The following is a 15674-nucleotide window of genomic DNA, read 5'->3' on the forward strand; positions in this document are numbered from 1 at the left end:
GGTAGGCCCTGTATCGCCAGTAGCCCCTGTGTCACCGGTAGGCCCAGTATCACCAGTAGGTCCGGTGTCACCAGTAGGCCCAGTGTCACCAGTAGGCCCAGTGTCACCAGTAGGTCCAGTATCACCAGTAGGTCCAGTGTCGCCGGTAGGTCCAGTATCGCCAGTAGGTCCAGTATCGCCGGTAGGTCCAGTGTCACCGGTAGGTCCAGTATCGCCAGTAGGTCCTGTATCACCGGTAGGCCCTGTATCGCCAGTAGCCCCTGTGTCACCGGTAGGCCCAGTATCACCAGTAGGTCCGGTGTCACCAGTAGCCCCTGTGTCACCGGTAGGCCCAGTATCACCAGTAGGCCCTGTGTCGCCAGTAGGTCCAGTGTCACCGGTAGGTCCAGTATCTCCCGTAGGTCCAGTGTCACCGGTAGGTCCAGTATCTCCCGTAGGTCCGGTATCGCCAGTAGGTCCAGTGTCACCGGTAGGTCCAGTATCACCGGTAGGTCCAGTATCTCCCGTAGGTCCGGTATCGCCAGTAGGTCCAGTGTCACCAGTAGGTCCGGTGTCGCCAGTGGGCCCGGTATCGCCAGTAGGTCCGGTGTCACCAGTAGGTCCAGTGTCGCCGGTAGCTCCAGTGTCGCCAGTAGGCCCAGTATCGCCGGTAGCTCCAGTATCACCGGTAGGTCCAGTGTCACCAGTAGGCCCAGTATCACCGGTAGGTCCAGTATCGCCAGTAGGTCCAGTATCGCCAGTAGGTCCAGTATCGCCGGTAGGTCCAGTGTCACCGGTAGGTCCAGTATCTCCCGTAGGTCCAGTATCACCAGTAGGCCCAGTGTCACCAGTAGGTCCAGTATCTCCCGTAGGTCCAGTATCTCCCGTAGGTCCAGTGTCACCGGTAGGTCCTGTATCGCCGGTAGGTCCGGTATCACCAGTAGGCCCAGTGTCACCGGTAGGCCCAGTATCACCGGTAGGCCCAGTATCGCCAGTAGGTCCAGTGTCACCGGTAGGCCCAGTATCTCCCGTAGGTCCAGTATCTCCCGTAGGTCCAGTATCACCAGTAGGTCCTGTATCACCAGTAGGTCCTGTATCTCCCGTAGGTCCAGTGTCACCGGTAGTCCCTGTAGCACCAGTAGGTCCAGTGTCACCGGTAGGTCCTGTATCGCCGGTAGTCCCTGTAGCACCAGTAGGTCCGGTGTCACCGGTAGTCCCTGTAGCACCAGTAGGTCCTGTGTCGCCAGTAGGGCCGCCAGAGGGTCCAGTGTTGCCAGTAGGCCCGGTATTGCCGGTAGCCCCTGTATCGCCAGTAGGTCCAGTATCACCGGTAGGTCCAGTGTCACCGGTAGGTCCGGTATCTCCAGTAGGTCCAGTATCACCGGTAGGTCCGGTATCACCAGTAGGTCCAGTGTCACCAGTAGGCCCGGTATCACCAGTAGGTCCAGTATCGCCGGTAGGTCCAGTGTCACCGGTAGGTCCAGTATCACCGGTAGGTCCTGTATCTCCCGTAGGTCCAGTATCGCCGGTAGCCCCTGTGTCGCCAGTAGGCCCAGTATCACCAGTAGGCCCAGTGTCACCAGTAGGCCCAGTATCACCAGTAGGTCCGGTATCACCGGTAGGTCCAGTGTCGCCAGTAGGTCCAGTGTCACCAGTAGGTCCAGTGTCACCGGTAGGACCTGTATCGCCAGTGATACCGTTTAATTCTTCTGGAACCTCAGTTATTGCTAAAAATGCTTTAGTAGGAACCAACGAAGAATATGCTACCTCGTTTGCTGATTGGCTTACTAAGCTGACAGTGACTGGGGCTGCTGCTTCAATAAGTGCAAACCCAACGACTTCCCCTGTTTTTATTGGTGAATTTGCTGGAATTACAACACTGTCTGAGGTTACAATGGCAAAAACCATACCCGGTGATCCTAGCGATGATTGAGTTGCTACCCACCAGTTGATCAGATATCTTCCTGCTTTGGATATGGTTATTACTCCTGAAACCGGATTATAACTTACAGGTCCAAAAGTACTCACTATATTATCAAATATTACATTAGCGTTTGGGACGACTGTTCCGGCTGCTAGTTTTTCAAGTTGAAGACCGACTGTATCCAAAATATATCTCCTCCCTGCTTTATGTCATGGAAAGTGTGAAGTAAACTTCCATGTGTTTTATTATTTAAAATGTTACATGAATGATGGTTAAATCGGCTTTAATTGGAGTTGCGCCAAAACCTACTGTGTTGTCAGTGGAATTTATAAGCTGCATATCAACTGGGGCTACTACAGAAATTAATGCACTTCCGCCTAGATTTTCTGTTACGATGGAACTGGAAGCTCCTATATTATCGCCTGCAGAAGTTGTGATGGAGAATCGTAGAAATAAATCAGTTCCGCCAATCATACCGTCTGCTGCTACCCACCAATTAATATAAAACACTCCTGATTGTGTGATGGTTAGTGTGCCAAGCCCGTTATAAGAAATGAAGGGGGATTCATTGGCGATGATTGTGTCAAATAGGATAGGCGCACCGGCGGCAATGGTTGTTGTATCCGGATCTTGTAATTGAAGCTGAAGGCCTCTTAATTGGACAGCAGCCCCAGTGTCACCGGTGGCTCCGGTAGGCCCAGTAGCTCCGGTGGCTCCAGTATCGCCGATAGCTCCGGTGGCGCCAGTAGGTCCAGTGTCGCCGGTAGCACCAGTAGGTCCAGTGTCACCAGTAACACCGGTAGCTCCAGTAACACCGGTAGCGCCAGTAGCACCGGTAGCGCCAGTAGCACCGGTAGCGCCAGTAACACCGGTAGCGCCAGTAACACCGGTAGCGCCAGTAACACCGGTAGCGCCAGTAACACCGGTAGCGCCAGTAGCACCGGTAGCACCGGTAGCTCCAGTAACACCGGTAGCGCCAGTAGCACCGGTAGCACCGGTAGCTCCAGTAGCGCCAGTAGCACCGGTAGCCCCAGTGGCGCCAGTAGCACCGGTAGCCCCAGTAGCGCCAGTAGCACCGGTAGCCCCAGTAGCGCCAGTAGCACCGGTAGCACCGGTAGCGCCAGTAGCACCAGTAGCGCCAGTAGCGCCGGTAGCACCAGTAGTCCCGCCGGTAGGTCCGGTAGGTCCGGTAGGTCCGGTAGGTCCGGTAGGTCCGGTAGGTCCGGTAGGTCCGGTAGGTCCGGGACATATTATTGGTGGGCATTTAGGTTTGCAGGGAGGACAAGTGGGGTACTCTATAGGTTTATAATGATAGTGACAATGGCGGGACGGATGCTGTTCGGTATATTGTTCTTGCTGTGTACTTCTGTTTTCATCATCTGAGTGGACAGATGGGTTAGCGGCAGGGGGGGAGTAGTTATCACGGGACGGATGTTTTTTGATATATTCTTGTGATTCTCCGAGCAGTTTTTCTTTAATGTCGTCTGGTCGACTCATAATATTCTCCTTCCTTATGTGAATAACAGGCATTACATAATATCTTATGAGAAGTTATGTATAAAGGTTACTTTTGCGGCAGATTAGTGGACCTTTCTTATGCTGTATTACAGTAATTTGCTGATGAAACCGTAACAAAGCCGAAGGACTGACCCGTAAGTTGGGTCAGTCCTTCTTTGTCCTAACAGAAAGTATAACTTTCTTAAGAACAGGATAAGGGCAACATCGGCTTCCACTGTCGCCAAAGGCTCAGTGCAAGCCGTGTTTTCTTATCGATTGGCAAATAGAAACCACAAATAGTGATGATTTTGTTTGCATTTTAAAGACTGGAAGCATATAAGTAAAAAGACACCAAAAGTCTGATTTTGGTGGCGTCTTGGTTATCAGAGCTCGTACGGTATCGGGGTGCAGCGAAACAGTATGCCGAACCAATAGTTCAGAGGAGGGCAATGGTGTGAGCCGCTCGAAGGATCAAGGTCTGACCAGTATCGTTATCTTAACGTATAATAAGCTTGATTATAATATGTTATGTATTGAAAGCATCAGGCAATATACGGAGCCGGATGCTTATGAAATCATTGTTGTAGACAATAATTCAGCCGATGGCACGGTGGAGTGGCTAAAGAGCCAGCAGGATATCCAATTAATTTTAAATAGTGAGAATGTCGGTTTTCCTGCAGGTTGCAATCAGGGAATTAAGGCAGCCAGGGGTGACAGCATACTTTTATTAAATAATGATACTGTCGTAACGCCCCGGTGGTTAGACAATCTTAAGCAGTGTTTGTTTAGTGCTGAGGATATTGGCGCAGTCGGGGCCGTTACGAACTCCTGCTCAAATTTCCAAAGCATTCCTTGCGAATATTCCAGTATTGAGGAAATGATACGTTTTGCCGATTATATGAACAATTCTGATCCTAAGCTTTGGGAGGAAAGAACACGGCTTGTTGGCTACTGTATGCTAATCAAAGCAGAAGTAATTGCTAAAATCGGTTTATTAGATGAAGCTTTTTCACCCGGCAATTATGAAGACGATGATTATAGTGTACGGATCAGAAAGGCAGGTTACCGGTTACTGCTTTGCCGGGATACCTTTATTCATCATTTTGGCAGTGTTTCCTTTGGTGAGGACAATACTTGCTTCAACAATCTGCTGGCAAGCAACCGGCAAAAGTTTACAGCTAAATGGGGCAAGGAGCCGCACTGCATTGCGCCATATGAGCCGACCCGGGACTTAGGTTTAAGAAAATGGATTGGCTATCAGCATGAAGTTGGCTATTATCAACAGCTGATGAAAAATAATGAACGTAATTTTTGGCTTTTAGCAGAGCAAGCAGAGTTCGCATTACTGTCAGGAAACGGAGAAAAAGCTATGCTGCTGGCCAAACAGGCAGCCGATGGTGCTCATCATTCTCATCCTGGCTTTTTTGCTTCCGCTAAGCTGGAGGGTGTACTGGGGAAATTTGCGCAAAAACTCCATAGTCAGGCAGCTAATCCGGCTATTGCCATATCCAAACCAGACCCGCAAAAAAGAAATATTTTACATGTGTTAAGCCAGGGATATTTCGGCGGCGGACATACGGCAACACTCGCGCGCTGGATAGATATGGATACCGAATCTGTTCATTCCTTACTAGTTACCTTACAGAGCACAACCAATCCGCCCGGTCTGGCAAAGTCGGCGCTTGCCTCCGGCGGTTGGTATAATACGCTGGATACGCAGAATCTGACTCTAAGCCAAAGAGCAAGGCTGCTGCATGCTGTGGCTAATATGTGGGCCGATATAGTTGTGTTGCATATTCATCCTCATGATCCGGTCCCCACGGTGGCCTTTGGTATTGCCGGCGGTCCGCCGGTGGTGTTTGTCAATCATGCCGATCATGCATTCAGCCTGGGGATGACTGTGGCTGATCTTGTTGCCGAGCATAGGGCCGGCGGACAATTCATAACGCAAAAGCGGCGAAGTGCTGCTGCATCTTATGTTTTGCCGGTGCCGTTAGGGCCGTCGCCGGAATTGCAAGCCAGAGAAACAGCCAAGGCGGCTCTGGGCATCGAACCGGATAAGATCGTGCTTTTAACAATTGCGCCACCTTATAAACTGCTGCCTTGCGGTGAATATAACTTTGCTAAGCTGCTTGGAGAAATCGTTAATCGACAGCAACAGGTTGAAATTTTGGTTGTAGGCCCGCCTGAGGCGGGAGAATGGGCACGGCTTAAGAGTGAAAGTAATGGACGAATCAGGACTTTTGCCGGGCAACAGGACTTGGTCCGGTTTTATAGTGCGGCCGATGTCTATGTAGACTCGCTGCCCCTCGGGTCAGCCGACGAAGCGCTGGCAGCGGCAGTGCTGGGGATTCCGGTTGTTGGATTAGCGGTTGATATTGCCACACATTTCTGTGAGGACATAGCACCGGATATTGTAAAAACCCATTTTCACAGTAGGGGAGAGCTGTTGGCTGTTATAGACAGACTGGTGCTTGATGAAGCTTACCGCGCCGCTCAGGGGGCTGTTAGCACCAGGATACACAAGCAGCATTTCACGGAGTGGACCGGGCATTTGCGGCAGCTATACTCGCTTCTGCCTGACAGGCATGAACCGGGCGGGATACGGAGTATCCGGCAGCAGCCTGCAGACGGCAGTGATGTTGTCTGGACGTATTTTCAGAATGTATCGGGATTAAACCGTTCAAGGTTTGGTTAGCAATATCTTCAAGGTCAGGGCTTCCATTTTTCTGTGGGTACGGCATAGTATGTTAGTAGCTTACTATACCGAAGCGATAAATTTTTCGAGTAATCAGTAAGGGGACGTTTATGAAAACAAGTATTGTGATTCTGACTCATAATCAACAGGAATATTTGCAGCGGTGTATTGAAAGTATCCGCAATTATACCGAATCAGGCCAATATGAGATTATTGTCGTAGATAATAATTCCGATGATGGTACTGTGCAGTGGTTAAAGAGCCAGCAGGAGGTAACAACAATATATAATGACCAGAATGTTGGCTTGCCGGCAGGCTATAATCAAGCAATCAGGCTGGCTGACGGCGATACTGTCCTGCTGCTGAAACAGGATGCTGTTGTTACCCAGGGGTGGCTTTGCAATTTGCTTGCCTGCCTTTACAGCCATGAAAAAATCGGTGCAGTGGCGCCGGTCACCAACATTGCACCCTATTATCAGGCCGTATGGGGCGGTTATAACAATATGGAAGAAATGCAGGTATATGCAAAAAGCCATAATCAATCCGCCCCCGGCAAATGGGAAGAAAGAGTAAAGCTGGCCGGGTATTGTATGCTGATTAAAAAGGAAGTAATCGACAAGGTTGGTTTATTCGACGAGGCCTTTAGTCCCGGAGGTATGGAAGATGATGATTATTCGTTTCGAATACGATTAGCAGGCTATACACTTTTTCTGTGCAAAGATACTTTTATCCATAATTCCGGCCAGGTGTTGTCTCACACCGACAATCGCAGTAAATTCGCTGCCAAATGGGGATTTGACTCCATATATTCGACATATATCAGGAATGAAATCGTTAATTTAATCGATAAACCCAAAGACCAGCCGATAAAGGTGTTAGAGGTAGGCTGTGCCTGCGGCGGTACACTGCTGCAAATAAAGAATATTTATGCTAAAGCCGAACTGGCTGGTATAGAGTTTAATGAACAGGCCGCCGCCAGTGCCGGTTTGTTTGCCGATGTGATAGCTGCAGATATTGAGAAGGCAACACTGCCTTACCCTAAAGGATATTTTGATTATATTATTTTTGCCGATGTTCTGGAGCATTTGGTAGATCCCTGGCAGGCACTGAAAAATGTAGAACCATATTTGCAAGCCGGTGGCCGGATTTTGGCCAGCATCCCCAATGTTATGCATGTTAGTGTAATTCAGAGTTTGCTGCAAGGCTACTGGCGATATGTGGATGCCGGTATTTTAGATAAAACACATATGCGTTTTTTCACTCTGAGCGAGATTGACAGGATGTTTACAAGCACAGGTTATCAATTGGCCGGATATCACCAAACCTATATTCACGAGAGCGAAACCGATAAACATTTTATCCAGGCATTAACCGCTCTGATGGGAAATCCTCAGTTGGCGGCTCAGTATCGGACTTATCAGTACATTGTTACAGCAGCCAAAGCAAACGGCGGAGGCGCTCTGCCGGCTGGATAATTTTATTTACCCGGGAGTGATAGTACGTGCGGACATTGCTTATTACAGGCGGGGCCGGTTTTATCGGCAGTAATTTGGTTCATTATGTTATGGCTAATACCAATTTAAACATTGTTAACCTTGATAAGCTAACCTATGCAGGCAATCTAACCAATATAAAAGCTATACTCCACCATCCCCGGCACAGCTTTATTAAAGGCTCCATCCAGGACCGGCCGCTGATCAAACAAATACTTGCCCAATACCAGCCGGACGGAGTTGTCCATCTGGCGGCAGAATCCCATGTAGACCGGTCAATTGACGGCCCCGGAGAGTTTATCCAGACCAACATTGTAGGCACATTTGAGCTATTGGAGGGGGTGCGTGCTTATTGGTCGCAGCAGGATTCGGCCAAGCAGGCTGCATTTCGCTTTGTACACATATCCACCGATGAAGTATATGGCTCGCTGGGACCGGCCGGCTGCTTTACCGAAACAAGCCGGTATGCGCCCAACTCACCGTATTCGGCCTCCAAGGCTGCCGCCGATCATCTGGTGCGGGCTTATTTTCATACCTACGGCTTGCCGGTGCTGATTACCAACTGTTCGAATAATTACGGGCCATATCAATTTCCGGAAAAGCTCATTCCGCTGATGATATTTACTGCACTGGGCGGCGAGCCGCTGCCTGTATATGGTGATGGCAGCAATATCCGGGATTGGCTGTTTGTGACAGATCATTGCAGCGCCATTTTGGAAGTGCTGGCACAGGGCCGTCCCGGAGAAGTCTATAATGTTGGCGGCAATAATGAAAAAACCAATTTGCAGGTGGTTGAAGCCATTTGCGATTTACTGGATACCATGCGGCCCCGCCAAAATGGCGGCAGTTACCGGGAACTCATTACTTTTGTCCACGACCGTCCGGGCCACGACCGCCGCTATGCTATTGACGCTTCGAAACTGAAAGCTCAGCTTGGCTGGACTCCACGGGAATCCTTTGCGACCGGTCTGGGCAAGACGGTTGCCTGGTACCTGGCTAACCCGGACTGGTGTGAAGGCGTTAGAACCGGCAGTTACCAGGGCTAATTAACGGTTAGGGGTGTGGAGTATGATTAAAAAAGGGATTATCCTGGCCGGCGGTTCAGGGACACGGCTGTATCCGCTGACCAAAGTAATCAGCAAGCAGCTTATGCCGATATATGATAAACCCATGGTTTATTACCCGCTGACAACGCTGATGCTGGCAGGGATAAGAGATATCCAGGTTATTTCGACACCGCAGGACTTGCCTTTATATCAAGAACTTCTCAAGGATGGAAGCCAATGGGGAATCAGCATCTGTTATGCGGCGCAGCCGCGGCCGGAAGGAATCGCCCAGGCATTTCTTATCGGCCGTAATTTCATCGGGGACCAAGGCTGCGCCCTGGTATTGGGGGACAACATTTTTTATGGTGACGGCCTGGCAGTTAAACTCCAGCAGGCGGCGGCTAAAAGCAGCGGGGCGACGGTTTTTGGGTATTGGGTCAGTAACCCGCAGCAGTATGGCGTAGTCGAGTTTGATAAGAACGGAGATGCCATCAGTATTGAAGAAAAGCCCAGGCAGCCTAAATCAAATTATGCAGTAACAGGCCTGTATTTTTATGATACTCAAGTTGTTGATATGGCAAAATGCCTCAGGCCAAGCGCCAGGGGAGAACTGGAAATTACTGATATAAACAGGCTGTACCTTAGCCAAGGATTGCTTGGTGTTGAACGTTTGGGGCGAGGGTATGCATGGCTGGATACCGGAACGCACACTACCCTGCTTCAGGCGGCAAACTTCATTGAAACCATTGAGCAAAGACAAGGGTTAAAAATTGCATGCCCCGAGGAGGTTGCCTTCCGGATGGGGTTTATTTCTGTTCAGCATTTAATAACCATTGCCGATGCCTACCGCAACAACGGTTATGGCAAATATTTGCTGACACTTGCGCAGGGGGAGGCGGCTGATGAAGTGTTATAGCACAGCCTTACCTGAGGTAAAAGTTATTGAACCGGCAGTCTATGAGGACAGCCGGGGATTTTTCCTGGAAACCTGGAACTTTGCTCATTATGTACAAGCGGGAATTACCGCAAATTTTGTACAGGATAATCTCTCATTATCTTCAAAAGGAGTTTTGCGGGGACTTCATTATCAGCAGCCAAATCCACAGGGGAAACTGGTATATGTGCTGCAAGGCGAAGTATTTGATGTTGCTGTGGATATCCGGTACGGTTCACCGACTTTCGGCCAATGGGTCGGAGTGCTGTTATCGGCGCTTAACCGCCGGCAATTGTATATCCCCGAAGGTTTTGCCCATGGATTTTGCGCTGTAAGTGACACTGTATTATTTGCCTATAAGTGTACTGCGTTTTATTCACCTGCAAGTGAAAAAGGAGTATGCTGGAATGATCCGGGATTAAATATTACCTGGCCGGTTTCTGAACCAATACTGTCAGACAAGGATAAACAATACCGGTGTCTTAGTGAGATAGCAAGGGAAGATCTTATTAAATATGAGTAGACAGGTGGCAATATGAAAATCATTGTTACCGGCGGCGCCGGCCAGCTTGGACGGGCGTTTGCCGCTTTAGCCGGCTCGTTTGCCGGTCAGTTGATTATACTGGAATCGCACGCGCTGGATGTTACCAACTTAGCTCAGGTTTATAGTATCTTTCATCAAACCAGACCGGATGTGGTAATTCATGCTGCGGCCTATACTGCTGTTGATGCTGCCGAGGCCGCCCCGGAGGAAGCATTCCGGGTAAATGTTATTGGCACCCGCAATATTGCCGCTGCCTGCCTGCAGTATGACAGCAAGCTGGTATATCTTAGCTCCGATTATGTTTTTGATGGCCGGCAAAGCCGGCCTTATACTGAGTTTGACTGCCCTAATCCTCTAAATGTTTATGGCAGGAGCAAGCTGGAGGGTGAATTCATTGCTGCGCGAATCTGCCCCCGGCTTTTTATTGTAAGAACTTCGTGGCTGTATGGTGATGGGCATAATTTTGTCCGGACTATACTGAAGCTGGCCCGCGAGCGGGAATATCTGACTGTTGTCAATGACCAGACAGGAACACCTACCTATGCCGCCGATTTGGCACAAGGCATTATGGCGCTTATTGAAACCGACGGATTCGGCACATATCATCTGTCAAACGGCGGTTATTGTACCTGGTATGATTTTGCGCAGGAAATTCTAAGGCTTGCCAGTCTGCCAACAGTGGTGCAGCCGGTGAGCACAGGCACTTTTGCCGCAGCCGCTTTGCGGCCCCGCTATTCCGTGTTGCGCAACTATATGCTGGAGCTTAGTGGCGGCGATTATTTTCGCTGTTGGCAGGAGGCCCTTGCCGATTATATAGCTAAAATGCCTCTTGGTATTTCTGAGCGATAATCCTGTGCAAAAGCATTTTCGGATAAGATTGCCAGTGGCTAAATGAACGGCTGCCGCATAGTATACATTGATTAATCCCCAAATTGACAGCTATGTGGAAGGAGGAAGTTTATATGGGCTTTGGTTTTGATGGTTGTGGTGGCGGAGGCCGTGGTAACTCATGGGTTGTGATCATTATAATCATAATACTGCTGCTCTGCTGCTGTGGCGACAACGATAGTTGTAGCTGTTAACTCCATATTCATGAATCTGCTACTTACAAATAAGCCGGCGCCTTTTTGGTGCCGGCTTATTTTGTCCTGTATAGCGAGTCAATACTCCTGTCTCTATAGGCAGTGCTCATTTGGATAAAATAGACTTTATAGCTGAATTCTCAAGGTTTACGCTATTCTGAAACAAGTGACTGAAACATGTCTGTATTGTGCACAAAGACAAATGTGTTTATCGGCTCAAAAATTCAGATTGATTTTTGTATACACCGATGTTATAATAAATTCAGAATAAAGTATACATAGCCGATCGGTGGCAGAATGAATGTATCATTCGGGGTCTGTCGCCGGTTGTGTCAAGTATACACGATAAAAAGACCCCGTCTTGGATTGGCGGGAACTTATTGCCAATCCAAGCTGGGGTCTTTTTATATCTGACAGTTTGCAGGTTTTTGTCTAATGGGGGCAGAATAGTAGGAAAGTGACTGCAAAAGACTGGGCTGGAGGCTATTATAATTATGAATAAGGTAAGTCGTTTACTAACAGGTGTATTGTTAATTTCTCTGCTTATTTTTAGTGCAGGCTGTTCCACCGGGAGTCTGTTTGCTCCCAAGCCGTATAAGGAAACACAGTTTCTCATGGATACCATTATTGAGATAACCGCATATGGTCCGGGCAGCGAGGCAGGGACCAAAGCGGCATTTGCTGAATTTAAGCGGATTAATGAACTGACAAACAGGTTTGATGAAACCAGTCAGGTGTCAAAGATTAATCAGGCAGCAGGTAAGGAAAAGGTACAGGTGGACCCGGATGTGATTGCCATGCTGAAGCTGGCCCGCAGCCGTTCCGAGCAGCTTGACGGTGCGTTTGACGTAACCATTGGCGCTTTAACAGAATTATGGGGTATCGGCCACAAAGAGGATTTTGTGCCAAGTGATGCCGAGATTCAGGCCCGGCTGCCGCTGGTCAATTTCCGGCTGCTGGAGATTGATGATCAGGCCAATACGGTATTTTTGCCTAAAGCGGGTATGCGGATTGATTTAGGAGCGGTAGGGAAAGGGTATGCTAACCGGAAGGCCGTTGAAGCGCTAAAAGCCCATGGGGTAAAGTCGGCGTTGGTAAACGCCGGGGGCGATGTCCGGATTATTGGCAAGCGGCCGGACGGTCAGCCGTGGCGTCTTGGTGTGCAAGACCCTCGCAACTCGGAGGGCATTGCCGCTAAACTGTCCTTAAGTGATTGGGATGTGCTGGAAACTTCCGGCGATTACCAACGCTTTTTTATCAAAGACGGTGTACGGTACTCGCATATCCTGGACCCGCGTACCGGCTATCAGCCGCGGGAAGTTGCCAGTATTACGATTGTAGCTAACTCGGAGAACCATGCGGATATACTAAGTACAGCCATGCTGGTGCTGGGAGTTGAAAAAGGGCGGGAACTGCTCAGGCAATATCCGGGGACAGAAGCCATTTTTATAACAACTGACGGAAAAAAGGTAATTACTTCAGGTTTAGAGGGAAAGATAGAACTTTAGCACTTTAGGATGCCGATTGCAGGACGAATATTGCGCTTGCTATAATGAGGTATAGTAGCTATAACAAAGATTTCCCCTACGTAAGAGGTGAGACTGCTATGAATAGCGATACAATAAGAAAGGCGCTGGTTAGTGTCCTGCACGGTCAGGCAGGCAAATTTGCCAATGCGGAAGATTATTTACAGTCGGCGGTTACGGTGCCGCTAATTGACGTCGACGGCGAACCGTCGGTGTTATTCGAAGTGCGTTCAGGCAAGCTCAACCGTCAGCCTGGAGAAATTTGCTTTCCCGGCGGCCGGATTGAAGCCCATGACACCAGTCCGCTGCAGGCGGCTTTGCGTGAGACGGTGGAGGAGCTTGGCGTAAAAAGGGAGAAGATTCAGGTCTTGGGTACGCTGGATTTTCTGGTTAGCCCTATTGGTGTTCTGATATATCCTTATGCTGTGCATATATCAGCGGCTTTGCCGCTTGCTCCCAACGCTGACGAAGTAGCGGAAGTCTTTACTGTACCGCTGGATTTCCTGTTTGCCGCTAAGCCGCGGATAGCCTCTATGGAAATGGCAACCAAACCGTTGGCGGGTTTTCCCTTTGATCTCCTGCCGCCGGATTACCCCCAGGGATACCGCCGGCGGGCCAAATACCCGTTGCTTTTCTATCAATACAAGCATTATGTCATTTGGGGATTAACTGCAAGGGTATTGGCCAATTTTATTGAGGTTTGCCGGCAGGGACTGGGCGGGGATTATTCAGTATGATACTCCATGTTATTTTGCTGGTCAGCATGACCGGTTTGATCTTTACCCATCCCTTTGATGGTCATTTCCGGTTTACCCTGGGTGTGGTTGTGCTGGCCACACTGCTCTTGTATTTTAGACGGCTGCCGATTATCAGTATCGCAGTCTCGGCCGGCGGGGTTATGCTCTTATTTCGTATTCTGATTAAATATCCGTTTCTTGAGGAGTCGCTGCTGAGTGCTTTTTGGCACAATGTGCCGGCTTTTAGCTATTATTTGGCTTATGGACTGCTGTTTAGCGTTTTCAAGGTACGTGATTATCGGGGCAATATTCCGGCACTTATCCTGCTGCTCAGCATCTGCGATATTGCCAGCAACTGTGTGGAGCTCATGATTCGCCAGGAACCAGGCGGGCGCACTTTGGAAACTGTTTTGACCAGTCTGGTGGCAGTCGGCATCGCGCGTTCCCTTTTAATTGTGATTGGGTATTATTTGATGAAGCGTTATCGCGATTTTGTGCTGGCCGAAGCTCACGCCGCCCGTTATGCCGAATTAATTTTTATTATTGCCAAGCTTAAGGCAGAACTGTTTTACTTAAAGAAATCCTCTGCCGATATCGAATTGGTCATGGAAAAAGGCTATACCTTGTATCAAACCCTCAATGCAGCGCAACCGGGCGAACTGGTCCGGCCCGAATCACCCTCCGCCCGGGCGCTGGCCATTGCCCGTGATATTCATGAAGTCAAGAAAGACTATTACCGGGTGGCCAGAGGGATTGAGGAAATCTTAGATGTGGCCGTAAGAAAAGAAGGGCTGCCACTGTCTGAATTTTTCCAGATTATCGAACAAAATACCAGGCGGTATATCAATAGTTTGGACAAGCCTGTTTCCATTTCGTTTACCTATTATGGAGAAGTGGTTACCGATAAATATTATGCCGTTGTTTCCATCCTGAACAACCTGATCATCAATGCTGTCGAAGCAGTCGAACCGGCAGGCATTATCACGGTGACGGCAAGGTACAGCGGCGGCAAACTGCACCTTGCCGTTGCAGACAACGGCCCGGGCATTAGCCCGGAAGATGTAGAGGTGGTTTTTGCACCAGGATATTCTACTAAATTTTCGGAAGTTACCGGTCAGATGTCAACAGGACTGGGACTAAGCCATGTAAAGAATTTGACGGAATCGCTGGACGGAGAAGTTACGTTAACTTCCAAACCGGGAAAGACTGTATTTACTGTATCATTGCCATTAACCAACCTGGAGGTAAGTGAGCCGGACTAACCAGGCCAATCTAATAGGGGTGTGAAGAAGTGCGTTTTGTTATTATTGAAGATGATCTGAGCGTCCGCAAGATTATGATAAATATTATTGAAAAGTACAAATTGGGAACTGTAGTAGCCGAATGTGGTGATGGCTGGGAGGCCGAGTCAATCATTACCGAATATGCCCCCGATGTAGCCTTGGTGGACTTACTGCTGCCCGGGCAGGATGGCGTTGAGCTAATCAGAAAACTCAAAGAAACTAAGATAGAAACCTCCTGGATTATGATTTCAGAAAGTACCAGCCAGCCGATGATAACCAAAGCGTACCAGACCGGTATTGATTTTTATATTCATAAACCCATTAACGTTTTGGAGATTGTATCGGTTATTGGCAAGGTGGAGGAAAGCCGGCGTCTCAGGCAGGTCATGTCGCTTATTTCCCAAACAACGGCCCGTTATGTCGGCCCTGGCGGCCGGGCGGTAGCACCTGACGATAATACTAAGAAGAACAGGCTGAACCGGGTTTTTTCCGATTTGGGAATTATCGGGGAAGCCGGAGTGAAAAATATTCATCAACTGGCTCAATTGGTAAATCTGCGTCTGGCCGACGGGCATAGCCAATCGTATCAGCTGCATGAATTGTACCAGGAATTATCCCAGGAGATCGGGCAGGATGTTAAAACTATCGAGCAGCGGGTGCGGCGGGCTATTGCCAAGGCTATGCAGAATGTAGCCAATATGGGGATAGAAGACTACCATAACGACAAGTTTGAAATGTACAGCGGCGCTTTGTTTGATTTTAAAGAAATCAGGCAGGAGATGGCCTTCATTCAGGGTAAAGGCTCCTATCGGGGAAAAATTAATATAAAGAAATTTCTTGAAGGCTTATTGTTTTTGGCTGCCGAGTAATCCTAAGGCTTGGCAGACAGTTTTCAACAAAACTTCAAAAAATTGCAGGCATAAGAACTGTC

General features: G+C 48.9%; 13 protein-coding genes. 11 read left to right on the plus strand and 2 right to left on the minus strand.

Annotated elements, in window-relative coordinates:
* Window positions 1-1649: hypothetical protein (locus GT1_RS12470; RefSeq protein WP_223226226.1), on the minus strand; the 1649-nt coding region annotated here is incomplete at its 3' end.
* A 20-nt stretch (window positions 1650-1669) separates the two neighbouring features.
* Between GT1_RS12470 and GT1_RS22250 the strand changes: the two genes are divergently transcribed.
* Complete coding sequence (locus tag GT1_RS22250) at window positions 1670-1912, plus strand: hypothetical protein (RefSeq protein ID WP_146196583.1); 243 nt, start codon at window positions 1670-1672, stop codon at window positions 1910-1912.
* A 240-nt stretch (window positions 1913-2152) separates the two neighbouring features.
* On the opposite strand, the gene GT1_RS22255 is transcribed toward GT1_RS22250, so the two are convergent.
* Entirely contained in the window at window positions 2153-3400 is a 1248-nt protein-coding gene (locus GT1_RS22255) for a collagen-like protein (protein ID WP_223226227.1), read from the minus strand.
* 454 nt (window positions 3401-3854) lie between these two features.
* Between GT1_RS22255 and GT1_RS12480 the strand changes: the two genes are divergently transcribed.
* From GT1_RS12480 to GT1_RS12525, 10 genes are all read left to right on the plus strand, one after another.
* A complete protein-coding gene (locus GT1_RS12480) occupies window positions 3855-6098 on the plus strand; it encodes a glycosyltransferase (protein WP_223226228.1) in 2244 nt (747 codons plus the stop codon).
* Between the two features lie 110 nt (window positions 6099-6208).
* Complete coding sequence (locus GT1_RS12485; RefSeq protein ID WP_188399025.1) at window positions 6209-7573, plus strand: bifunctional glycosyltransferase family 2 protein/class I SAM-dependent methyltransferase; 1365 nt, start codon at window positions 6209-6211, stop codon at window positions 7571-7573.
* A gap of 26 nt (window positions 7574-7599) precedes the next feature.
* Entirely contained in the window at window positions 7600-8637 is a 1038-nt protein-coding gene (rfbB, locus tag GT1_RS12490; RefSeq protein ID WP_188399027.1) for a dTDP-glucose 4,6-dehydratase, read from the plus strand.
* A 22-nt stretch (window positions 8638-8659) separates the two neighbouring features.
* Entirely contained in the window at window positions 8660-9553 is an 894-nt protein-coding gene (gene rfbA / locus GT1_RS12495) for a glucose-1-phosphate thymidylyltransferase RfbA (protein WP_188399028.1), read from the plus strand.
* Window positions 9540-10094, plus strand: a complete 555-nt coding sequence (rfbC, locus tag GT1_RS12500) for a dTDP-4-dehydrorhamnose 3,5-epimerase (protein WP_188399029.1) — start codon at window positions 9540-9542, stop codon at window positions 10092-10094. The genes rfbA and rfbC overlap by 14 nt, the downstream gene beginning before the upstream one ends.
* Before the next feature lie 12 nt (window positions 10095-10106).
* The gene (gene rfbD / locus GT1_RS12505) at window positions 10107-10964 is read left to right on the plus strand and encodes a dTDP-4-dehydrorhamnose reductase (RefSeq protein WP_188399030.1); all 858 of its coding nucleotides are present in this window, start codon (window positions 10107-10109) and stop codon (window positions 10962-10964) included.
* Window positions 10965-11691: 727 nt separating this feature from the next.
* Window positions 11692-12705 (plus strand): FAD:protein FMN transferase, encoded by a 1014-nt coding sequence (locus tag GT1_RS12510; protein WP_188399031.1) that lies wholly within the window; start codon window positions 11692-11694, stop codon window positions 12703-12705.
* Between the two features lie 98 nt (window positions 12706-12803).
* The gene (locus tag GT1_RS12515) at window positions 12804-13460 is read left to right on the plus strand and encodes a CoA pyrophosphatase (protein ID WP_188399032.1); all 657 of its coding nucleotides are present in this window, start codon (window positions 12804-12806) and stop codon (window positions 13458-13460) included.
* Complete coding sequence (locus GT1_RS12520; protein ID WP_188399033.1) at window positions 13457-14722, plus strand: ATP-binding protein; 1266 nt, start codon at window positions 13457-13459, stop codon at window positions 14720-14722. Before GT1_RS12515 ends, GT1_RS12520 begins: the two co-directional genes overlap by 4 nt.
* Before the next feature lie 29 nt (window positions 14723-14751).
* Window positions 14752-15612 (plus strand): response regulator, encoded by an 861-nt coding sequence (locus tag GT1_RS12525; protein WP_223226229.1) that lies wholly within the window; start codon window positions 14752-14754, stop codon window positions 15610-15612.
* Window positions 15613-15674: the final 62 nt, after the last annotated feature.

It is taken from the genome of Sporomusa sp. GT1 (assembly GCF_014634905.1).
In the GTDB taxonomy this organism is placed as follows: domain Bacteria; phylum Bacillota; class Negativicutes; order Sporomusales; family Sporomusaceae; genus Sporomusa; species Sporomusa sphaeroides.